Below are 21,683 nucleotides of genomic sequence, written 5' to 3' on the forward strand. Positions count from 1 at the left end.
TTTTTTGTTGAAATTGTACTATCCTATAAGGGACAGCGTCAAAATGAACAAGAATATCCATTTGATATATGCTATAATCACAATTCAGTCCGCCGGGCACTGGCCGCGAAAATAATGAGGAGGCAGATTTCATGATTGACGAGCGATACTTAAAGCTTCTGGCCAAGGATTATCCGAACGCACAGGCCGCCGCGTCCGAAATTATTAACCTCAGAGCGATTCTAAGCCTGCCGAAGGGCACCGAATATTTTTTCAGCGATCTTCACGGAGAGCACCAGGCTTTTCTGTATCAGTTAAAAAGCGCTTCCGGCGTCGTCCGGAAAAAGGTTGACGAGCTGTTTGAACAGTCCCTGTCCGAAGGGGAGCGCACCGCGCTTGCAAAGCTGATCTATTACCCGGAAAGCGAGTACTGCGCCGCAAAGCAAAGGGAACCGGCGTTTGACGACTGGTGCCGCATCACCATTTACCGGCTGGTGGAGGTCTGTAAAGAGGCTTCCTCCAAGTACACCCGTTCCAAAGTCCGCAAGAAGCTGCCTGAAAGCTTCGCCTATATCATCGACGAGCTTCTGCACGCGGACGGCGGCAGCAACAAGCCGCATTACCACAGTGAAATTATCCGCTCCATTGTGTCTACCCACATGAGCGAGGAGTTTATCACCGCGCTGTGCAATCTGATTCAGCAGCTTTTGATCGATAAATTACATATCATCGGCGATATTTTCGACCGCGGCCCCCGTGCCGACGCGATTATGGACGCCCTGATTAACTGCCACGACGTAGACATCCAGTGGGGCAACCACGACATTTCCTGGATGGGCGCCGCCGCCGGAAACTGGGCGTGTATCGCCAACGTGGTGCGGCTGGGGATCAGCTACAACAATTTCGACCTGCTGGAGGACGGCTACGGCATCAACCTGCGCGCGCTGTCCATTTTTGCGGAGCAGACCTACCACGACGACCCGTGCGAGGTCTTTATCCCCCATATTCTGGATGAAAACCAGTACGACCCGGTGGATATCCCGCTGGCGGCAAAAATGCACAAAGCCATGGCGGTTATTCAGCTTAAGGTGGAAGCCCAGCTGATTAAGAAGCATCCGGAGTACCGCATGGACGACCGCATTCTTCTGGATAAAATCGATTTTGAAAAAGGAACCGTCACGCTGGACGGGAAGGAATACGCCCTGCGCGACAAGCTTTTCCCCACAGTGGACCCGAAGAACCCGCTGGAACTCACCCACGCGGAAACCGATCTGATGAAAACCATCGCTTCTTCTTTCAGCCACAGCGAACGGCTGGAAAAGCACATCCGTTTCCTGTATTCCCACGGCAGCATGTACCTGCGCATCAACTCCAACCTGCTGTACCACGGCTGCATCCCGCTGACATCGGACGGTGATCTTGACATTATCCACCTTTACGGGCAAGAGCACTCCGGACGCGAGTACCTGGAATTTCTTGACGGAATGGCGCGCACCGCCTATTTTGCGCCGACCGGTTCCACCGAGCGTGAAAATGCGCGCGATTTGATGTGGTACCTGTGGTGCGGGGCAAAATCCCCCGTGTTTGGAAAAACGAAGATGGCCACGTTCGAGCGCTACTTTATTGCCGCCCCTGCCACGCACCGGGAGAAAATGAATCCCTACTATACCTATATAGAACACCGTTCCACCTGTGAAATGCTTTTAAGAGAGTTCGGCCTTGACCCGTCCTCGTCGCACATCATCAACGGACACGTCCCCGTAAAAGCAGGGGAAATGCCGGTCAAAGGCGAAGGCCTTCTGTTTATGATTGACGGCGGTATTTCCAAATCCTACCAGTCACAGACCGGCATCGGCGGCTATACCTTCATTGCAAATTCACGCTATCTGGCTTTAGCGGAGCACAAGCCGCTGAAATCCGGCTGCAGTGTGTGCGAAACTTCCCCGAAGGTCATGGTGGTGGAAGCCATCAAACAGCGTGTCACCGTGGCGGATACCGACAACGGCGCCGATCTGAGCCACCAGATTGAGGAGCTGACCGCCCTGCTGCAGGCGTACCGCAGCGGTACCATCAAAGAAAAATAATCGCTGCCCACATGTTTTCCCCTGACCATAAAGAAGGAAGGAAAACGGTATGAAAAGAGTTCTGCTGGCGCTGCTTGCTGCCTCTCCCTTTGCAATTGGATATTGCTTTCATTATGCTTTGATTCAGTTTAATTGGGCGGGTACCGTCGTGTTGCTTCTCAGCTTTCTGTTTTTGATTTACTGGTTTTTTGCGGGCGGTCTAGCCGCAAAAATTACAAAAATAAAAAGGGAAGCGCTTTTAATCGGCAACAGCTTTTCTGCCCTCAGCCTGGTTCTGATTGTATTTCAGGAGGTTGTTCTGAGGCGGTATTTTTTCAATGCGGTCGGATTTGCTCCGCAGATGTTTTATTTGCCTTTGGTGCCCCTCGGCACTAACATTGCATCTGTTCTTTTGTTTTTCATTCCCAACCATCCTCTGTGGGCAACTGTCGTTCTGGACTTTCTCCTGATGGCAGCGGCTTATTACGCCGGGTTCTCAGTCAGCCGAAAAAACATTGAGACATAAAGAGTAAAATAGGATTCAATATGAAATTTCAACTGCATAAAATCGTAAAGCCCCTGCTCTCCTGGTACGACGCAAACGCGCGCGTTCTGCCCTGGCGCGACAATCCCACGCCCTACCGGGTCTGGGTTTCGGAAATCATGCTCCAGCAGACGCGGGTGGAGGCGGTAAAGCCTTACTTTGAACGTTTTACCGCGGAGCTCCCCTCGGTGGAAGCTTTGGCCGCCGCGCCGGAGGAGCAGCTTTTGAAGCTGTGGGAGGGGCTGGGCTATTACAGCCGTGTGCGCAACCTGCAGAAAGCCGCCCAGATCGTCATGGAGCAGTACGGCGGTATTCTGCCCGACCAGCCGGAGGAGCTTTTGCGCCTGCCCGGAATCGGGGAATACACCGCGGGCGCCGTCGCATCCATCGCCTACGGCAGGCCCGCGCCGGCAGTGGACGGCAACGTTCTGCGCGTTCTGTCCCGCGTCACCGCCAGCAGGGAGCCCATCAGCGACCTTTCCGTTAAGCGCGGTTTTGCCGCCCGGCTGCGGGAAATTTATCCCACCGGACGTGCCGGAGCCTTTACCCAGTCGCTGATGGAGCTGGGCGCTACGGTCTGTGTGCCGAACGCCGCACCGAACTGCGGCGAATGCCCGCTGTCCTCGCTCTGCATGGCACACGCACAGGGCATTGAGCTGCAGCTGCCGATAAAAGCGGAAAAGAAAAAACGCATCAGTGAGGAATTAACCGTCTTTCTGATTGTCTGTGAAAACAAAACAGCCCTGCGCAAGCGCCCGGCAAAGGGCCTTTTGGCAGGGCTTTGGGAATTCCCCAACGTTTCCGGCAAACTTTCTCCACCGCAGGCGGCTGATTGGTTGAAAACTTTCGGGTTATCTTCTGTAAAGATACAGCCGCTTCCCGAGTCAAAGCATATTTTCACTCACAGGGAATGGCACATGACCAATTACCGCGTCACCGTAAAAGCCATCCCGCCGGAAGGGGATTTTGTCTGGGCGGACCGTGAGGAACTGGCCGAAACCTACACGCTCCCCACCGCGTTTCAAAGCTGCCTGCACGAATTTTTATCCGGAAAGTAAAAAGATCCGAAAAACGGAAAAGGCCGTCAATCCGAATGGCTCCGGTCTGACGGTCTTCCTATTTTGTAAGTTGTACTGCGTATAAAATATCCGATAACGCTTGTAGTATAGCACAATTTATTTTGATTAACAATGAATAAACTGTGAACATTTCGACTTTATTGTTCCTGTTTTGCAAAATAGTCTTATTTTGCGGTAGTTCGCCTGATTTTATGTAGAAAAAGCACGCTGTTGCGCGGCAGGAGAAAAAATGAAAGCTTTAATTACCGGGGCAAGTTCCGGAATGGGACGGGACATGGCGAAAATTCTGAGCGACAGGGGCTGCGATCTGATTCTGGTCGCCCGCCGGAAAGACCGGCTGGAGCAGCTCTGTGCTTTGCTGAAAACCCGCACGCGGATCATCTGCGCGGATTTGTCCGTGGAGTCGGAGTGCATGGCGCTTTACGATCAGGTGAAAGACGAAAAAATCGACATTCTTATCAACAACGCAGGCCTTGGCGTTTTCGGCGCTTTTGACGCCACCGACCTGAAAAAAGAGCTGCGGATGATCGACACCAACATCCGCGCGGTACACATTCTGACCAAGCTTTTTCTGAAGGATTTTAAAGCCAGAAACGCGGGCTACATCATGAACGTCGCTTCCTCCGCCGCGTTCCAGCCCGGGCCGCTGCTTTCTTCCTACTACGCTTCCAAAGCGTATGTCCTGCGCCTGACGGAAGCTGTTTACGAAGAGCTGAGGCGCAGCGGCAGCAAGGTGCATATTTGCGCGCTCTGTCCCGGGCCGGTGCGCACCGAATTTGATTCGGTCGCCGATGTGAAATTCAGCGTGAAGGGTCTGGAAAGCCGCTATGTTGCGGAATACGCCCTGCGGAAGATGTTCGAGGGGAAGCTTGTCATTGTCCCCGGAGCGCTAATGAAATGCACGCGCTTTTTCGGCAGATTTCTTCCCGAAAAAGCAATGCTCAAAATCGCCTATCATATGCAGAAACGAAAAACCGGACAAAAGTAAACAACCCCCGGCGGTTCATTCCGAAACACGAACCGCCGGGGGTCTTTTGTATCTTCAGGAAATATGGAGCAGCTTTTCAATCGCGTCTGCCACGCCGTCCTCTTCGTTGGTCAGGGTTACATAGTCGGCGACCTGCCGAACATCTTCGTGCCCGTTCCCCATCGCCACGCCGCAGCCGGCAAATTTCAGCATTTCCAAATCGTTGCGCTCATCGCCGAACGCCATCACCTGTTCCGGAGCGATGCCCAGTTTTTGGCAAAGGTGGCTCAGCGCGTCGCCCTTGCTGGCAGAGGCGGCGTTGATTTCCAGATTGTTCCCAAAGGAAGCGGTAATGGAGTATTCTTTCATTGCTTCCAGCTTTTCCGCCAGCTCCTCCCGGACCTCCGTTCCCATATAGGGAATATTGATTTTTTCCAGGCACAGCCGGTTCTTCTTTAAAAATCCGGGAAGGTCGTCCACAAAGGTCTGGTATTGCAGGATCAGATCCATCAGCAGCTTGGGGTATCCTTTAAAAGTGGAAAGCAGACTGTAATGCCGGTTATCCACATAGGAGCGCCCCTCCGCGTAAGCTTCCACCATTACATCATAAGGCATTAGAAAATCAATGATGCGGCGGCTGTCCTCAAGCGTCATCTGATTTGCATAAATTTCCCGGTCCTTTTCAAGATCAATAATGGAAGCGCCGTTTGAGGTAATGGCATAGCTGATGGTTCCGACATCCAGCATTTCCCGCGGGATCATTCCACGCATACGGCCGGTTGCCGGAACCAGCATGATTCCGCTGTCCGCGGCGGCTCTCAAAGTCTGAGCGGTTTTCGGTGACATAGTCTTATCTGTTTTAAGGACGGTTCCATCCATGTCAAGTGCAATCAGTCTGATGTCCAAAATTGATTTCCTCCTCAGATCTTTTTCTTTGTATTTATTATAACATGGTAACCCGTTGGGGGAAACCTTCTGCAATTTTATTTTGTAAAAGTCCGCTATTTGTCTTAAATCACCAATATTTTTTTACTTTATTCATCTAAAATTTATCTTTAATTTTAAAGTTGTTGTGTGTTACAATGTACTCGTATACCGCAATTTTTTAATAAATTTATTAAATCTGGAGTGATTTACAATCAGGAACAGGTTGGATTGGGTTGGCTCATCCATAGCTTCCCCGGGGAGCTTTTTAAAGGACGCTTTAAAGAGCATGGCTATTTTGGGTGCTGCCACCGCCGCTTCTTTTTTGATTGTGAACTTATCCGGCAGTTACGATCACCTGGCAGTCATCTATGTACTGGCAGTTGCGCTGATTTCAAGATTTTCCGCAGGCTATTTGTGGGGAATTTTTGCTGCCATCGCCGGAGTTATCGGCACGAATTACTATTTTACTTATCCGTATCATGCGTTTAATTTTACTATTTCCGGTTATCCTGTCACCTTTATCAGCATGCTTGCAGTTTCCATCGTAATAAGCACGATGACGGCCCAGATCAAGGAACAGGCGCGCCTTTCCGAAAAGCGTGAAAAACAGACGGAAAATCTTTATGAATTCAGTAAAAAGCTCGTTTCGGCAAACGAATCCGATCAGATTGTATCCCTTACGCTCGAATATCTTCTCCGGTTTACCCATCAGAGCGTAATTTTCTACCTGACCGATCCGCTGAATGTGGAAGGTACTCTGAAAAGTACCTGCGACAGCCACCGTGTTTTGCTGAATTCCAGGGAGGAAAAGTCTGCGGCGCACCGCGCGTTTGTAAACAACACGCAGGAGATGACCGAGAGCTGCCTTTACCTGCCGCTCTCTTCCCAAGAGAACGTTCTGGGGGTGGCCGGTCTGATTTTTGAAAACAGAGAAACACCGGAACCCGGCATGCTTACCTTTTTCAGCCTTCTGCTTTCTCAGGCCGCACTGGCGCTGGAACACCGGCAGCTGGCGGAAAAGCAGCAGCGAATCATGATGGAAGCGGAAAAAGAAGCCATGCGTACCAACCTTTTGCGCGCGGTATCGCATGATTTAAGGACTCCGCTGACCAGCATTTTGGGGGCAAGCGCGGCCATTGCCGAAAACAAGGGTCTGATTGATCCGGCCGCTCACGACAAACTGATTTTCGATATCCACGAGGAAGCCGAATGGCTGATCCGTATTGTTGAAAATTTACTGACTGTTACGCGCATCAGCCAGAAGCCGGCCACACTGAAAAAATACCCCGAAGCCGCGGAAGAAATCGTGGCGGAAGCCGTCAGCCGGATTCGGCGGCGCTTCCCGGAGGCAAAAATTCAGGTTTCCGTTCCTTCTGAATTCCTGATGGTTCCCATGGATGCCACTCTGATTGAACAGGTTGTTATCAATCTGCTTGAAAATTCCATTCGTCACGCGGGACGAGCTGTTCCCATACGGCTGGAGGTTTTTGTAGAGGAAGACCGCGCTGTTTTCCGTGTCAGTGATAAAGGGCGGGGAATCCCACCGGAGGATCTTTCCAGCCTGTTGACCGGAATCCCCTGTTCAACGGGGAAAAGCAGTGATTCTTCAAGAGGAAACGGCATTGGGCTTAGCATCTGCAATTCTATCGTAAAGGCACACGGCGGAGAAATGACCGCGGAAAACCTGAAAGAAGGCGGCGCGGCTTTCACCTTTAAGCTGCCGCTGGAGGGGGCTGATCCCAATGACTAACAAAGCAACGGTTTTGATCGTGGAGGACGAAGCCGCAATCTGCAATTTTATTTCCACGATTCTGGCCGCAAACGATTACCGCACCCTAAAAGCGGAGACCGGCACCTGTGCCATTTCCATGATCTCTTCCCACTGCCCCGATGTTGTCCTTTTGGATCTGGGTCTGCCGGATATGGACGGACTGGAAATTTTACGGGCTGTCAGAGGATGGTCCGGAATTCCCATTATCGTCGTTTCCGCCCGCGGAAACGAAAAAGAAAAGGTCGAGGCGCTTGACCTGGGCGCAGACGACTATATTACCAAGCCCTTCGGTACCTCCGAATTGCTGGCGCGTATTCGCACCGCAATTCGCCACAGTATTAAAATGGAAACCGGGGAAGATTTTCCCGGCGGCCAGTTCACCAAAGGCGGCCTGACCATCGATTTTGACAAGCACCTTGTGACTATTGGCGGGACGGATGTCCACCTTACGCTGATCGAATTCAAAATTGTCGCCCTGCTGGCAAAACACGCGGGCAGCGTACTGACCTACGCTTTTATTATTAATCAAGTCTGGGGGCACTTTGCGCAGAGTGATCGTCAGATTTTGCGTGTAAACATGGCGAATATTCGCCGTAAAATTGAGCAAAATCCGGCAGAGCCAAAGTACATCCTGACCGAAGTCGGCGTTGGGTATCGTATGAGCGACGAGCCCTGACAGGAGCGGAACTACACTTGGCTTTTTTCCCAAGGGTTATTATACAGTGGATCGTTATTTTTTTAACATTAGGCTTTTGTATTCGTTTCTAAGAGAATTTAACATTTATTTCCATTTGAATTAGTTCATGAGTATAAACGCCTCATTTTGCAAATTCTAATATTGAATCTGGAGGAATCATCATGAAAAAGGGTAATAAAATCAGTATTCTCGGCGCCGGAAACGTTGGCGCTACAATTGCGTACACGCTTACAATGGACGGAATGGCATCTGAAATTGTATTGGTGGACATTAACCAAAACAAAGCGAAGGGCGAGGCAATGGACATTATTCAGGGCACCGCGCTCTGCCCGCCGGTCAACATTTATGCCGGCGATTATTCAGACATCAAGGATTCCGACATTGTGATTGTCACCCTGGGCTGCGCGCGCAAACCCGGCCAGTCCAGAATTGACCTTGCACAGGGAAACGTCAACATCATCAAGAGCGTTATGCCACAGGCCGTACACTATGCGCCGGACGCAATTTATGTTGTCGTCAGCAACCCGGTGGACATTATCACCTACACCATTTTGAAAACGACGGGCCTCCCGGAATCCCATGTGTTCGGTTCCGGTACTCTGCTTGATTCCAGCCGCCTGCGTGAAAGCCTTGCGCGCACTTTGGAAATCAGCCCGAAAAATATTCACGCCTATATGTTCGGCGAGCACGGCGATTCCGCTATGGTGCCGTGGTCTCTGACCAGCATCGGCGGTATTCCGCTGAAAACCTACCTCAACAGTATGCGTGAAAAGAACCCGGATTTCAAAGGACTGGATCTTGCCGCCATTGAGGCAGAGGTTCACACCTCCGGCGCACAGGTTATCAGCCTGAAGGGCGCCACCTTCTACGCAATTGCGCTATCTGCCCGCCGTATCTGCGAATGCATTCTGCGCGATACCAACACCGTAACCACCCTTTCCGGCATGATCCACGGTGCTTACGGCATTGACGATGTCTGCCTCAGCCTGCCTTTCGTGCTTGACTGCCACGGGATCAGCGGTATGAACGCCCCCGAGCTGACCGCACAAGAGCAGGAAAAGCTGCTCGCCAGCGCGAACGTTTTAAAGCAGACCATCGCTTCTCTTGATATCTAATTTGAAAGGATGTTTATAAATGGATTACGCAAAGGAATCGCTCAGACTACACCACGAATGGAAAGGCAAGATTGAGGTTATCTGCCGCGCCCCGCTGAACACGCGCGACGATCTGTCGCTTGCCTACACTCCCGGCGTTGCCCAGCCCTGCCTTGAAATTCAAAAAGATGTTAACAAAAGCTACGAATTAACCCGCCGCTCCAATCTGGTTGCGGTTATCACCGACGGAACCGCGGTGCTCGGACTCGGGGACATCGGTCCGGAAGCCGGTATGCCTGTTATGGAAGGCAAATGCGCACTGTTTAAGGCTTTTGGCGACGTGGACGCGATTCCGCTCTGCGTTCGTTCCAAAGAGGTAGACGATATTGTAAATACCGTCCGCCTGATCGCTGGCAGCTTTGGCGGCGTAAATCTGGAGGACATCTCCGCTCCCCGCTGCTTTGAAATCGAAAGAAAATTAAAGGAATGCTGCGATATTCCGATTTTCCACGACGACCAGCACGGCACCGCGGTGGTTACTCTTGCCGCTATGCTCAACGCGCTGAAGCTCACCGGCAAGAAGCTGGATGAAATTCGCGTGGTCACCAGCGGCGCGGGCGCAGCCGGCATCGCCATTATTAAGCTTCTGATCGCACTCGGCCTGAAGGACGTCATTATGTGCGACCGCAGCGGCGCAATTTATGAAGGCCGCGAGGGGCTCAACACCGAAAAGCAGGAAATGGCCGCCATTACCAACCACAGCAAACGCAGCGGCAGCCTTGCGGACGTGCTCAAGGGCGCGGACGTGTTTATCGGCGTTTCCGCTCCGGGCTGCGTAACCCCGGAAATGGTCAAGAGCATGAACAAGGACCCGATCCTGTTCCCAATGGCGAACCCGACCCCTGAAATCATGCCCGACCTTGCGCTTGAAGCAGGCGCGGCAGTTGTCGGCACCGGCCGCAGCGACTTCCCGAACCAGATCAACAATGTTCTGGCCTTCCCCGGTATCTTCCGCGGAGCGCTGGATGTCCGCGCAAGCGACATCAACGATGAGATGAAGATTGCCGCCGCTTATGCAATCGCCAGCTTTGTTACCGACGAAAAGCTTGCTCCGGACTATATCATCCCCAGCGCGCTTGACCGCAACGTTGCCGCCGCTGTTGCAAAGGCTGTTGCAGAGGCTGCCCGCAAAACCGGCGTAGCAAGAATTTAAGTCCATTCTCTATAAATCAAGCTCCCTCCCCGGCGTTGCCGGAGGGGGAGCTTTCTATTTGGGGATCAGAGCTTATGGCTGATTTTATAATAAACATTCTGGAATGTTGTTTTTACCCAGGAGAAGAACCCCTGTTTCTTTTCCGCGGTGGCGGTTTCTACGGTTTTAGCGGTTGCCTCGGGCTTTTTAATTTCATCCGTTTTCATCACAAACTTCAGTTTTGTGGAAGCACCGTCCGCTGCCTGTGTGAAAATACCGTACTGATCGGACAGCTTGACATATTCGTCTTTTCTGGCGATCAGGTCATCCGCGTCACTGACTTCCTTCAGGTAATCGTCCACTGCGTTCTGATTTTTCAGATCATCCAATGTGTCAAACGATGTTTTGAAGAGACCGGCGGTTTGCTGGCTGGTCGTCAGACGCAGGATCTCCATAATTTTACGGTTGTTCATCACATCGTCTTTCATTTTCAGAAGCGTTGAAACCGTCTGAGGGGATTTGTGCAGGCTGGCGTTATAAACAGGGAGCGCCAGTTTGTCTTTTAAGGATTCAAGGATTGGTCTGCTTTCGTCCATATCATCCATGAGAGTAGGAATCTGATCTTTAAAAGCTTTTATCTTCGGGTCATCGTATTCCTTCAGCAAATCCTTTAAAACCCCGACATTCTCGCTGTTGTCGTCCAAGTCTTTTTTCATATCTCTGATTTTGTGCGCCCAGTCCGTCAGATACTTCACGTTGTCTTTGTCAAGAAGCAGATCCTGCATCTTATCCATATTGTCGCTCAGATCGTCGTCGTCGCTTAAATCCTCCAGATCGTCACTCAGATCATTGATGACAGGCATGGCTTTCACTAGGGAAGAAGCGGCGTCGTCTATGTCCGACCCGGTTACTTTTGCTTTTGTAAGTCCTTCCTGTACGTCGGACGCGCTCTCCGCCACGCTGCAGATCTGTTGGGCAAGCTTTGCCGCCAAATCCTTGGAGGTGGTAGTCGTCAAACCATCGGCAATGGATTCCATCTGGCTTTGCAGGGTTGTAAAGGGAACCGTCGCGTCTGGATTCACCGCTATTTCCGCCGCCAAACCTGCAACCAGATGCTGCACATCGGTATTGTCTTTCAGTTGCGCAAAATCCTTGGAGCTCTGCAGCGCTTTCAATAAAATAGAAATATTGACATTTCCGTCTGCGCTGACCAGGCCGGGTACCTTGGCCAGTTCATTCATCTGCGCGGTGAACTGGGAATCCACCTTTTCCCCCACCTGCTCCTCAATAATCGGTTCCAATGCTTTTGCAACCGTATCCTCCGTTAGGAAAGACATGTCGGTAAGCCCGTATGCAGACAACGTATTGTTCAGCGTGTTTACATTTCCCTGCAATTCGCGAAGGCTGCTTTGGATGCTGCTGCTGGAAGAAATCTTCTTCATTGTTTTCAGCGCATCCCCACTGCTGCTCAAACGGTTGACCGCCCTTTTCGCGTCGTGCAGCGTGTCGTCCAGCCGGTCATAGACATCGTCATAATCGTCCAGCACATCAATCATATCGTCCAGTTTGCTCATCTGGAAGGTCTGAATTTCGTCGTAGTCCTGCAGCAGTTTCTTTCCTTTTTGTATGTTTTCGTCCGTCATCCGGTCGTTGATTCCGCGCAGCACTTTGTCGTCCAGCACATATTTAATATCCGCTTTGTCCAGATCAGACGTTACTTTATCGTACAGCGCAACATTTTTCGTCGTCACATACTGCGGCAGGATATCTGCAAGCGCCTGGTCGGTGTCATAAAAGTTGAACACGTCGTCGACCAGAAGACGCGCCGCCGCGGTTCTGTCAGGATTGGTAAACAGGCTGCGCACGTCTTTATTCGGGTCCGCTTTTTCAATGTCATCCTGAATACTTTTCAGTTTGGTCAGATTTTCTTTCATTTTGTCAAGGTTGTCGGCGTCTTTCAGTTTATCGACCCCGACTAATTCCGGAGTGGCGGCAACCGCAATGGAGGAAAGCTCAAAATCCTTTACATCCGCTGTGATGTCAAATTCCTCCGGAATGGACAGGTCGTTCAACTCCTTAATGCTGCTTGTGGACAGATTCAGGCTCTGATTCATTCCCGGCATGGTCAGAAAGACCACCATCTGCGTGTTTCCGTCCGAAAACAGCTTGCCGTCGCTGAGCTGCACGTTTTGGAACGTCTTCGTGGGCAGGGCGGTCGTCACAATCGCGGTCATGGGCGTATACATTACCACCGTCTTGCCGTTTACTGTTACCTCGTGTTTTTCCGTATTCTCAACTTTAATGTGAATCTTAACTTTTCCGCTTTTTCCGGCCAGCTCTTTCCCGTTGATCGGGCTGCCGTCCAGAAAATAGGTTACCCCCACATTCAGCGGCGGTTTTTTATCCGTTGTGCCCTTATAATAAATATTTGCTCCGGAGGAGCCCGAACGGTTGAGCACCCAGGTCAAACTGTCCCCGTTTTGAATTGGGTTTTCGTTTGACTTTACATTTTCAATGTTTTTTAAATCGGATTTGTCCGGAATCTGAGTTGTGGTGCTGTCCGAGTGCAGCCAGTCCGAAACAATCGTTTCCTTGACTTTACCGTCCGTATCCATGTTGACATAAACCGTTTCATCCTTTTCGGTGGAAGCGGCGCTCGCGAAAACGGTGCTCGGAGCGGACAGCGCGAGAATGCACGCCAGCGCAACGCAGGTAATTTTACCCGTTTTTCTAATCACATTTTTATTCATCATAATCCCCCCGATGAAAATAATTTTCTTTGGCCTAAGCAGCTTTTTGATTGTTTTTCCAACTAAAGCTTGTTTTGGAGATGAACGGCTCCGTCATATAGAGTACAGCCGGAAGAATCAGAATGATAATCAGCCCGCTAATGATGGCGCCGCGCGCCAGCATGCTGCAGATACTGCCGATAATTTCGATTTTGGAAATCATCGCGACGCCGGATGTTGCACAAAAAAAGACAAGCGCGCTCGTGATAATCGATTTAAAGGAAGTGTTGGAAGCAATCTTAATCGCTTCCAGCCGGTCATGGCCGGCCTTTAGCTCCTCCTGAAATCTGGTCGTCATCAGGATGGAATAGTCCACCGTCGCGCCAAGCTGCACACAACCGATCACCGTCGGTGAAATAAACGGGATCACCGTGCCAGTAAAATACGGAATGCCCAGGTTGATAAAAATAGCGAGTTCAATAATCGCGGTGAGCAGGAACGGAATACTGAACGATTTGAACACAACGCCGACAATCAGCAAAATACATAGTATGGAAATGTAATTTGTCACTTTGAAATCGACGTTGGCAATTTCTATCAGATCTTTTGTCAGCGCTCCCTCCCCGGTCATCTGAGAGGTGGGGTCATATTTTTTGGCAATAGCGGAAATTCCGGCAATCTGCTGGTTTTCCCGATCTTCCGCCGCCTGATAAGTTGAATTAATCATGACAAGCTGACGTCCGTCCTTTTTGCAGATGTCTTTAATGCTCTGCGGGATAAAATCGTCCGGAACGGCCGGCCCTATAATATCATCGTAGGCAAGCACGTCTTTGACTCCGTCTTGCTTTTTAATTTCGTCTACCATATTTTCCATTTGGTACGACGGCATTTTATCGTCCACAATTAAGAAATGAGTGGACAGCATGTTAAACTGGGTTTTCAGTTTGTCGGTAGCCACAATGGAATCCAGGGTCTTCGGCAGCGACCGGTCAAGGTTGTAATAAACCTGCGTATGCGCCTGGGACCATGTCGCCGGAATAATCAGAAGGAGTGCGGCCGTCACAATTACCCGGCGGTGCCGGATCAGAAAATTAGTCCCCAGTGCAAAACTGGGAATCAGGTTACGGTGCGTATATTTATGAATCGGTTTATCAAACTGCAGAATCAGCGCGGGAAGAACCGTAACCGTGGTGATTACGCCAATAATAACACCCTTCATCATAACGATTCCAATGTCTTTTCCAAGCGCGAGCCTCATAAAGCACAACGCAAAAAATCCGGCTACTGTCGTCAGGGAACTTCCCGAAAGGGACAGGAACGTATTTTGGATGGCCTGCGCCATTGCGTCGCGCCGATCTTCAAACTTCGGTTTTTCCTCATCGTACCGGTTGATAAGAAAAATAGAATAATCCATCGTTACGCCCAACTGAAGAATAGCCGCAATCGCTTTTGTCACATAGGAAATCTGGCCCAGAAAAATATTGGTCCCGAAATTGTATACGACCGCGAAAAATATTCCCAATATAAACACAATCGGCAGCACCCATGACTCAAGGCAGAGCATCATCGCGGCGAGGGAAAGCAGCATGGCCAGCGCTACATAAATCGGCATTTCCTGATCGGAAAGGTCTTTGGTATCTTTGATAATCGCGGAGAATCCGCTTAGAAAGCATTGCTTATTCAGCAATGTTTTTACATTGCCCAAAGCGGTCAGCGTTTCCGTGGAAGAAGACGACCCGTCGTAAGTGACCAGCATAAGAGTGGATTTGTCGCTGTAAAACGCGCTTTTCAGCACCTGAGGCAGCATTTCCTGCGGTACGCTGATGTCCGCAATATCATCCACCCAGACTGCGTCGTTTACTCCCTCCACCTGCTTGATTTTTTCTTTGAGGGTGCTGACATCCTTTGAGGGCATGTTGTCTATGACCAGCATAGAGGTCGCGGCGTCGTGAAACGTATTCTCCAGGACTTTTTCACCCTGAGTAGAGTCCAAATCCTGCGGCAGGTAGGACAGAATATCGTAGTTCACTCCCGTTTTCAGCGCGCCGATCGCGCTGGGGATCAGCAAAAGTGTCGCAATAATTACAATCAGTTTGTAGTTTCTTGTCAGAAGCTTTGCAATTTTAGAAAGCAAATCCTCATCTCCTCTTCCTATCGGATCAGGTTATAATTTGTTTGATTGCTCTGTATAATTCCGGCTTTACGGCATCTATCTGATAGGGAACCTTCAGAACAAGAGAATTATAGCAGACGGCGCCCACCATGGACACAATGATATACAGCCGGTACCGCGCGGTCTGATTATTCACCCCCGTATCAATAAAATTGCTGATAAACGCATTTCTTGCACTGTCCAGTTCCTCGTAATTCATCATTTTTTCGTACAGCTCATAGGTTAAATTCTTATAAATTAACTCCAACAGCTTCGTATCATCTTTAAAGTAGTCCAGCAGATAATCCACAAAAAAGGCGACACACTGTTGAAAGCCGAGCAAATGCTCCGTCCGTTCTTTTTCGACTGCTTCCATTGCGCTGCCCAAAACGGCCGCGCTCTTTTTTAAGATAATTTTGTCCATAAGGTCGTACTTGTCTTTGCAGTAAAGGTAAAACGTCCCTTTGGCAACTCCGGCGCTTTTTACAATGTCGTCAATGACCGTGTTGTGCACCCCGTTGGAGGTAAACAGGTCATACGCGGCGTCGTAAAGTTTTGTACGCTTCGCTCTTTTATTTTCCAGAATTTTTTCGTTTCCCAAACCTCTCTCCTCCTTTTCCGCCCGATCCGGGAAAGGGAATCGGCCCTTTAACCATAAAAATGACTATTGGTCAAATTTCATATCTACTATAGTACAAAAATGACCATTGGTCAATATTTTTCTTAACTTTTGTATACTCGCACAATATTTCCCATTCTTTCATTGGCTTGACAGGCATTTTTTCAAACAAAAAAAGCCGCCCGGGTAAACCCCGAACGGCTTCAGAAATCAAAAAAGAGGCTAAGGAAAATCCTCAACCTCTTAATATACAGACCTTACTGTTCCAAGAACAGTATGCAAGATGCATGGCGCTAATTCCAATATATCGCGCGAACTCCGATTGTTCTGTGCTGTATAACTATAGATAGTATATCCCCAAACCAGGGATTTGTCAATACTTTTTTCAAATAATTTTATTGAATTCCTAAAATACCCGGAGCAGTTTGCTTCAACTTCTCCGTTAATGCGACGGACAGTTCCTTATCCCCGGCCTTGGCTGAAATATAAATTTTGATTTTCGGCTCCGTTCCGCTGGGCCGTACCGTCAGCTTACTCCCGTTCTCCAGCCTGTATTCCAGCACGTTGGACTTCGGCAGCGCAATTTCGCTGATGGTTCCGTCATCGCAGCGGCGCGAGGTTTTGTAGTCGCTCCAGCCGGTCACTTGGAATCCGCAAATTTTCTTCGGCGCGCACGCACGCAGATTTTCCATGATACGGTCCATCTGAATCATGCCGTCCTCACCCTCAAAGCTGAAGCTGACCTGATCGTTCTCATAATAGCCGTATTTTTTGTAAAGCGCTTCCATCGCGTCCACAAGGGTCATGCCCATTTTCTTATAATCGTATGCCATCTGGCAAATCAGCATACCGGCGTCCACCGCGTCTTTGTCGCGCACATAACCGCCGGAAAGGTAGCCGTAGCTTTCCTCAAAGCCAAAGAGATACCGGTCTGCCTCGCCTTTTTCCTCCAGCAGGGCGATCTGATCGCCGATATATTTAAATCCGGTCAGTACGCGTCGCATCTGGATTCCGTAGTTTTCCGCGACAGCCGTGACCATGTCCGTACTGACGATGGTAGTAACCGCGACGGGAGCTTTCGGCATCGTACCGCTCTGCAGCCGGCCGCGGGCGATAAAGTCGAGCAGAAGTACACCCACCTCATTGCCGGTCATCTGCACAAATTTACCGTTCTGGTTAACGGCGATTCCGCAGCGGTCGCAGTCCGGGTCGGTAGCGAGCAGCAAATCCGGTTTTACGGTTTCACAAAGATCAATCCCTTTCTGAAGGGCCTCTTTGATTTCAGGGTTGGGGAACGGACAGGTGGCAAAGGTACCGTCCGGGAACTCCTGTTCCGGTACTACGGTAACGTCCTTTACGCCGATCATGTCCAGAATCCGGGTCACACAGACGCGCCCCGTCCCGTTGAGCGGGGTATAAACCACTTTGAGCCCGTCGCACTTTTCTGTAAAGACCCGCTGTTTCATCACTTCCGCCAGAAAGGAATCAATTACTTCGTCCGAAATATAGCGGATGGTGCCCGCTTTGACAGCACCCTCAAAATCCGTATGTTTTACATCACGGAAAATATCAAGGTTGTTGATCTCACTCAGAACCTCATCCGCCATTTCAAGGGCAATCTGACAGCCGTCGCTGCCGTAGGCCTTGTATCCGTTGTACTTGGCGGGATTGTGGCTTGCGGTGATGCAGATGCCCGCGTCACAGTGCAGGAACCGCACCGCGTAGGAAAGGGTGGGCGTTGGGGAAAGCCACGGATAGATGTGCGCGCGGATTCCGTTTGCGGCGAGCACCGCGGCGCTTTCGCGCGCAAAAACGTCGGACTTGATGCGGCTGTCGTACGCGATGGCAACGGACGGCGATTTTCCGTGCTTGTTGAGGTAATTGGCAAGCCCCTGTGTCGCCTTGCGGACGGTATAGACGTTCATCCGGTTAGTCCCCGCGCCGATCACTCCGCGCAGGCCGCCGGTTCCAAATTCAAGATTGCGGTAGAATCTATCGTTGATCTCATCCGGCTGACCCTGAATTCTTTTCAGTTCATCCGTTAAATCCGGGTCGTCCAGTTCCGTGTTGAGCCATCTTTCATATTCCGTCATGAAAAACATTCCTTTCCAAATATAAACTCCCTGTTGATTCCCCGGCTTCCCCTATGCGGGCAAAGCCGGATCATGCCTTTATAATTCCAATTAAGATTACCATTAGTTCCGGAAAGTGTCAATTATATTTTCAGGAGGTTGGTTACAACGCCTTGATTCGTAATGTCGATGATTCCGTAGGTTCCCCGGCTTCCGTTCAGGCTGCCGGGATTCATGATATACAGCCCGTCCTCGTAGTCCGTCATTGCATAGTGGGTATGGCCGAAAAGAAGAATATCCGCCTTGCGACCGCGCGCCGCTTCGGTTGCAGTATACAAGCCGTATTTAACATTATAAGTATAACCGTGAGTAAAAAATATGTGCTTGCCGCCAAGGGTAACGTCTTCTTCCACCGGCAGGGTGGAGCCCCAGTCACAATTGCCGCGCACCAGTAAAAACATTTTTTCTGGAAAGCTGTCCTTGATTTCCTGAGCTTCCTCCGCCCCGTCGCCTAAATGGATAACCACCTCGGCGGTGGGCTGCTTTAAAATTGCCTCGCGCAGGGCGTATGCGTCCCTGTGCGTATCTGAGACCACTAGTATCCGCATGATTAAAAAACCTCCGAATGAATGCCGGCTCGGCGCCGGAATATCTGAAAGACCCGCGTCATACAATGATAGCGGGGTGATTTTATGCCAAACAATGATGCGCAAAAACAGCTGCTGGAAAGCCTGCTCGGCCAGCTCAATACGGAGGACCGCAAAAAGCTGCAGGATATACTTGCCGACAAAACCGCTACGGAAAAAATACTCAGCACGCCGCAGGCACAGGAACTTCTAAAGAAATTTACGGGAGGAAAATAAATGGACGACGTTGCCGCCAAGCTCAGTGAACTGTTAGGCAGCCCCGGCGCAATGGAAAAGCTGAAAGGCCTTGCCGGCCTGCTGGGCGGCGCTGCGTCTGAGCCGGCGGCCGACGCGCCTCCCCCGCCGCCGGAGCCCGGTAACAGCGGGGCTCCGCTTGGGCTGGATACCGATGCGTTACAGATGATGACAAAAATTGCGCCGCTGCTTTCCTCTTTCCGGCAGGAAGACGACAGCACCAGGCTTTTGCGTGCGCTGCGGCCCATGCTGGGTGCGGAGCGCCAGAAAAAGCTTGATGAGGCCGTTAAACTTTTGCAGCTGATGCGGATGCTTCCGCTTTTCAAAAGCAGCGGAATTTTCTGAGGTGTAAGCCATGGCCGACAATTATACTTATGATTTTCAACGCCTGCAGCAGGATGCCATCCGCCGGGCGCGGGAGATGCAGGCACGCGCCCAGGCGGGCGCTCCGCTGCCGAACAGTAACCCGCCGCGGCCGCAGGCGCCAGCGCCCGCTTTCTCAGCGCCGGCAGCTCCGGTTTCTGCCCCGCCGCGTTCTTCTGTGCCCGAGCCGTCAGCCGGGCAGCGGCATGAGCATGAGCCGTCCTTTGGCCCGCTTTCCCCCGTCAAGGATATTTTCGACTCCCTGATGAGCGACAGCGAGCGCACACTGATTTTGGTGCTGATTCTGCTGCTGTCAGAAGAAAAAGCGGACATGGGACTCATCTTCGCGCTGATGTATCTTGTGATTTAACCGTTAGTCCGCAGGGGTCTGAACCGCATAAATATATTCCTGACCGGTGGATGAATCGGTTTTCAAAACATAATCCATGTATTTGGTGGGGGTAGGAGCGGCGACGGCGCTGGTCGTCTGCGTGCGCCATGTATCGCTGGGCGAGACATAGCCAACATGCAGCACGGTGCTGTCGCCTTGCTTTTTTGCGCTCTCCGTATAGGGCATAAAGCTGCTGTCCGAAGAATACAGCGCCACATGGAACTGATTTTCCTCCGAGTTATATTCAAAAAACGTTTCCTGAGCGGGCGTTTTCGGCTGAAGCTGGCAGTCCGGCCCGAACAGGTCGCGGCAAGAGTCCACCACATCGCCGAGCGGCACCAAAATGCGGCCCGCGTCGTCGTAGCTGTTGTAATTGGTTCCGTTGTTTTCCGTAATGGTTTTCCACAGGGAAGCGTTCAGGACAAACTCCTCGTCGGCCTTGTCCGGGGACGCAAACGGCTTTGGGTCCTGCATCACCACGGTGGTCAGGAAAGAATCATAGGAACGCAGTTTGCTGTCGTCGGTCGCCGCAAAATAAATGCTCTTTCCAATGGAAGCCGCAATGAACCCAACGCCCACCAGCGCCAAAATCAGCACCAGCGCACCGACCGCCACGCCGTAACGGTGCCGTCTGCGACGTACTGTCCCCACATATTTTTCGGGCATTTTCGGCGTTTCCGGTTCTTCCGGCTCCAGTCCATCGCTCCATTTGGTCAGAAGCTCCTCGCCTTCGTCGCGGGTTTCCTCGGGCAGAAAATCGTCGATTTCTATGTCCTGCTCTAAGTCCTGCGGTTCGGCAGGTTCCAAATTTTCCGTCGGTTTTTCGCCGTATGCCCCGCGATAATCCGCTGAAAACCCCTCAATCTTCTTTCTCTGTTTTTTACTCATCTGAAAATACTCCGTTTTCTATCTTATTTGGCCGCTGCCGCTGATAATAAACTTCGTAGAGGTCAGTTCGTTGACACCCATCGGCCCGCGCGCGTGCAGCTTCTGCGTGGAGATCCCGATTTCCGCGCCCAACCCGAATTCGCCGCCGTCGGTAAAGCGGGTGGAAGCATTCACATAAACCGCCGCGGAATCCACCTGCGCGGTAAATTTCTGCGCGTTTTCATAGCTTTTCGTAATAATTGCCTCGCTGTGGCCGCTGGAGTACCGCGCGATATGGTCGATCGCGTCGTCGATGCCGTCAACCACTTTGACCGCGAGGATATAGTCCAGATATTCGGTCGCCCAGTCCTCCTCCACGGCGGGAATCACGTCGGCACCGAGGATTTCCCTTGTCCGTTCACAGCCGCGGATCTCCACCTTTTTTTCGTCCAGCCGCGCCTTGATGGCGGGCAGCGCCTTTTCGGCAATGTCCCGGTGGACAAGCACGGTTTCAATCGCGTTGCAGACGGACGGGCGCGAGGTTTTCGCGTTAAAAATAATATTGGCCGCCATCTCAATATCGGCGGTATCATCCACATAGACGTGGCAGTTGCCGGAGCCGGTCTCAATCACCGGCACGCGGGAATTCTGTACCACGGACTGAATCAGTCCCCGGCCGCCGCGCGGAATCAGTACATCGATCAATCCGGTCAGCTGCATCATTTCCACGGAAGAGGCGCGGCTGGTGTCCTCCACCAGCTGGATGCTGTCTTTCGGCAGCCCCGTTTGCTCCACCGCCGCGCGCAGAATTTCGGTAATGCGCGTATTGGAACGGATGGCCTCTTTGCCGCCGCGCAGAATCACCGCGTTGCCCGCTTTCAGACAGAGCGCCGCCGCGTCCGCTGTTACGTTTGGCCTTGCCTCGTAAATAATGCCGATGACGCCGAGCGGCACGCGCACCTGCTCAATTTTCAGTCCGTTCGGCCGTACCCCGCCGCCCACAATTGTGCCGATCGGGTCGGTCTGCGCCGCCACGCTCCGGATTCCGTCCGCCATTGCTTTGATTCTGGTGGAATTCAACGTCAGCCGATCCAGCAGGGATTCACTCATGCCGTTTTCCCCGGCGGCTTTTAAATCCTGCGCATTGGCGGCAAGGATTTCGGCCTCTCCGTCTTCCAGCGCCTGTGCCATTGCGTAAAGCGCTTTATTTTTCAGCGCGCCCGCCGGGGCAAGCCCGCGGGCGGCTTCCTTCGCGTTTTTTCCCATTTGCTCTAAAACGGTCATGGTATCACCCCT

The 21,683-nt window shown here is 51.4% G+C and carries 19 protein-coding genes; 11 read left to right on the forward strand and 8 right to left on the reverse strand.

All coding sequences use genetic code 11. From position 1 onward, the window contains the following. The first annotated feature begins 131 nt into the window (after positions 1-131). The 4 genes from J5W02_RS08435 (at position 132) to J5W02_RS08450 (ending at position 4,653) form a co-directional block, all read left to right on the forward strand. Complete coding sequence (locus J5W02_RS08435; protein WP_219965215.1) at positions 132-2,063, forward strand: fructose-1,6-bisphosphatase; 1,932 nt, start codon at positions 132-134, stop codon at positions 2,061-2,063. 49 nt (positions 2,064-2,112) lie between these two features. Further along, a complete protein-coding gene (locus tag J5W02_RS08440) occupies positions 2,113-2,568 on the forward strand; it encodes a hypothetical protein (RefSeq protein WP_219965216.1) in 456 nt (151 codons plus the stop codon). 20 nt (positions 2,569-2,588) lie between these two features. After that, positions 2,589-3,644, forward strand: a complete 1,056-nt coding sequence (gene mutY, locus J5W02_RS08445) for an A/G-specific adenine glycosylase (RefSeq protein WP_219965217.1) — start codon at positions 2,589-2,591, stop codon at positions 3,642-3,644. Between the two features lie 250 nt (positions 3,645-3,894). Then, positions 3,895-4,653: an SDR family NAD(P)-dependent oxidoreductase gene (locus tag J5W02_RS08450; RefSeq protein ID WP_219965218.1), complete on the forward strand. Its 759-nt coding sequence runs from the start codon at positions 3,895-3,897 to the stop codon at positions 4,651-4,653. A gap of 54 nt (positions 4,654-4,707) precedes the next feature. On the opposite strand, the gene J5W02_RS08455 is transcribed toward J5W02_RS08450, so the two are convergent. Further along, entirely contained in the window at positions 4,708-5,538 is an 831-nt protein-coding gene (locus J5W02_RS08455) for a Cof-type HAD-IIB family hydrolase (protein ID WP_219965219.1), read from the reverse strand. Between the two features lie 307 nt (positions 5,539-5,845). Between J5W02_RS08455 and J5W02_RS08460 the strand changes: the two genes are divergently transcribed. The 4 genes from J5W02_RS08460 to J5W02_RS08475 all read left to right on the forward strand — a co-directional run bounded on the left by J5W02_RS08460 (position 5,846) and on the right by J5W02_RS08475 (position 10,334). Beyond that, complete coding sequence (locus J5W02_RS08460; RefSeq protein ID WP_219965220.1) at positions 5,846-7,309, forward strand: sensor histidine kinase; 1,464 nt, start codon at positions 5,846-5,848, stop codon at positions 7,307-7,309. Next, the gene (locus J5W02_RS08465; RefSeq protein ID WP_219965221.1) at positions 7,302-8,006 is read left to right on the forward strand and encodes a response regulator; all 705 of its coding nucleotides are present in this window, start codon (positions 7,302-7,304) and stop codon (positions 8,004-8,006) included. The genes J5W02_RS08460 and J5W02_RS08465 overlap by 8 nt, the downstream gene beginning before the upstream one ends. Before the next feature lie 182 nt (positions 8,007-8,188). Continuing rightward, a complete protein-coding gene (locus tag J5W02_RS08470; RefSeq protein ID WP_219965222.1) occupies positions 8,189-9,142 on the forward strand; it encodes an L-lactate dehydrogenase in 954 nt (317 codons plus the stop codon). A 19-nt stretch (positions 9,143-9,161) separates the two neighbouring features. Continuing rightward, entirely contained in the window at positions 9,162-10,334 is a 1,173-nt protein-coding gene (locus J5W02_RS08475; RefSeq protein WP_219965223.1) for an NAD(P)-dependent malic enzyme, read from the forward strand. 65 nt (positions 10,335-10,399) lie between these two features. Here the strand turns inward: J5W02_RS08475 and J5W02_RS08480 are convergent, their stop codons facing one another. The 5 genes from J5W02_RS08480 to J5W02_RS08500 form a co-directional block, all read right to left on the reverse strand. Beyond that, entirely contained in the window at positions 10,400-13,066 is a 2,667-nt protein-coding gene (locus tag J5W02_RS08480; RefSeq protein WP_219965224.1) for a hypothetical protein, read from the reverse strand. A gap of 31 nt (positions 13,067-13,097) precedes the next feature. After that, entirely contained in the window at positions 13,098-15,176 is a 2,079-nt protein-coding gene (locus J5W02_RS08485; protein WP_219965225.1) for an efflux RND transporter permease subunit, read from the reverse strand. A 25-nt stretch (positions 15,177-15,201) separates the two neighbouring features. Next, positions 15,202-15,795, reverse strand: coding sequence for a TetR/AcrR family transcriptional regulator (locus tag J5W02_RS08490; RefSeq protein WP_219965226.1), 594 nt, complete (start codon positions 15,793-15,795; stop codon positions 15,202-15,204). A gap of 413 nt (positions 15,796-16,208) precedes the next feature. Continuing rightward, the gene (locus J5W02_RS08495; RefSeq protein WP_219965227.1) at positions 16,209-17,906 is read right to left on the reverse strand and encodes a phospho-sugar mutase; all 1,698 of its coding nucleotides are present in this window, start codon (positions 17,904-17,906) and stop codon (positions 16,209-16,211) included. Between the two features lie 122 nt (positions 17,907-18,028). Beyond that, a complete protein-coding gene (locus J5W02_RS08500; RefSeq protein ID WP_219965228.1) occupies positions 18,029-18,493 on the reverse strand; it encodes a metallophosphoesterase family protein in 465 nt (154 codons plus the stop codon). A gap of 84 nt (positions 18,494-18,577) precedes the next feature. Between J5W02_RS08500 and J5W02_RS08505 the strand changes: the two genes are divergently transcribed. From J5W02_RS08505 to J5W02_RS08515, 3 genes are read left to right on the forward strand one after another with little or no spacing between them, the layout of a single operon-like run. Next, positions 18,578-18,748, forward strand: a complete 171-nt coding sequence (locus J5W02_RS08505) for a hypothetical protein (protein WP_219965229.1) — start codon at positions 18,578-18,580, stop codon at positions 18,746-18,748. After that, entirely contained in the window at positions 18,749-19,111 is a 363-nt protein-coding gene (locus J5W02_RS08510; protein ID WP_219965230.1) for a hypothetical protein, read from the forward strand. Positions 19,112-19,121: 10 nt separating this feature from the next. Beyond that, positions 19,122-19,499 (forward strand): hypothetical protein, encoded by a 378-nt coding sequence (locus J5W02_RS08515; RefSeq protein ID WP_219965231.1) that lies wholly within the window; start codon positions 19,122-19,124, stop codon positions 19,497-19,499. Between the two features lie 3 nt (positions 19,500-19,502). Here the strand turns inward: J5W02_RS08515 and J5W02_RS08520 are convergent, their stop codons facing one another. Both J5W02_RS08520 and J5W02_RS08525 read right to left on the reverse strand, forming a co-directional pair. Next, on the reverse strand, positions 19,503-20,408 hold the full coding sequence (locus J5W02_RS08520; RefSeq protein ID WP_219965232.1) for a hypothetical protein: 906 nt from the start codon (positions 20,406-20,408) through the stop codon (positions 19,503-19,505). An 18-nt stretch (positions 20,409-20,426) separates the two neighbouring features. Continuing rightward, complete coding sequence (locus J5W02_RS08525; RefSeq protein WP_219965233.1) at positions 20,427-21,671, reverse strand: glutamate-5-semialdehyde dehydrogenase; 1,245 nt, start codon at positions 21,669-21,671, stop codon at positions 20,427-20,429. Positions 21,672-21,683: the final 12 nt, after the last annotated feature.

Source organism: Caproiciproducens faecalis (genome assembly GCF_019448085.1).
Taxonomy (GTDB): domain Bacteria; phylum Bacillota; class Clostridia; order Oscillospirales; family Acutalibacteraceae; genus Caproiciproducens; species Caproiciproducens faecalis.

Bases quoted from the DNA above. Each gene is read 5' to 3' on its own strand.
- J5W02_RS08435 (WP_219965215.1), top strand. From the start codon at position 132: ATGATTGACGAGCGATACTTAAAGCTTCTGGCCAAGGATTATCCGAAC.
- J5W02_RS08440 (WP_219965216.1), top strand. From the start codon at position 2,113: ATGAAAAGAGTTCTGCTGGCGCTGCTTGCTGCCTCTCCCTTTGCAATT.
- mutY (WP_219965217.1), top strand. From the start codon at position 2,589: ATGAAATTTCAACTGCATAAAATCGTAAAGCCCCTGCTCTCCTGGTAC.
- J5W02_RS08450 (WP_219965218.1), top strand. From the start codon at position 3,895: ATGAAAGCTTTAATTACCGGGGCAAGTTCCGGAATGGGACGGGACATG.
- J5W02_RS08460 (WP_219965220.1), top strand. From the start codon at position 5,846: ATGGCTATTTTGGGTGCTGCCACCGCCGCTTCTTTTTTGATTGTGAAC.
- J5W02_RS08465 (WP_219965221.1), top strand. From the start codon at position 7,302: ATGACTAACAAAGCAACGGTTTTGATCGTGGAGGACGAAGCCGCAATC.
- J5W02_RS08470 (WP_219965222.1), top strand. From the start codon at position 8,189: ATGAAAAAGGGTAATAAAATCAGTATTCTCGGCGCCGGAAACGTTGGC.
- J5W02_RS08475 (WP_219965223.1), top strand. From the start codon at position 9,162: ATGGATTACGCAAAGGAATCGCTCAGACTACACCACGAATGGAAAGGC.
- J5W02_RS08480 (WP_219965224.1), bottom strand. From the start codon at position 13,066: ATGATGAATAAAAATGTGATTAGAAAAACGGGTAAAATTACCTGCGTT.
- J5W02_RS08495 (WP_219965227.1), bottom strand. From the start codon at position 17,906: ATGACGGAATATGAAAGATGGCTCAACACGGAACTGGACGACCCGGAT.
- J5W02_RS08500 (WP_219965228.1), bottom strand. From the start codon at position 18,493: ATGCGGATACTAGTGGTCTCAGATACGCACAGGGACGCATACGCCCTG.
- J5W02_RS08505 (WP_219965229.1), top strand. From the start codon at position 18,578: ATGCCAAACAATGATGCGCAAAAACAGCTGCTGGAAAGCCTGCTCGGC.
- J5W02_RS08510 (WP_219965230.1), top strand. From the start codon at position 18,749: ATGGACGACGTTGCCGCCAAGCTCAGTGAACTGTTAGGCAGCCCCGGC.
- J5W02_RS08515 (WP_219965231.1), top strand. From the start codon at position 19,122: ATGGCCGACAATTATACTTATGATTTTCAACGCCTGCAGCAGGATGCC.
- J5W02_RS08520 (WP_219965232.1), bottom strand. From the start codon at position 20,408: ATGAGTAAAAAACAGAGAAAGAAGATTGAGGGGTTTTCAGCGGATTAT.
- J5W02_RS08525 (WP_219965233.1), bottom strand. From the start codon at position 21,671: ATGACCGTTTTAGAGCAAATGGGAAAAAACGCGAAGGAAGCCGCCCGC.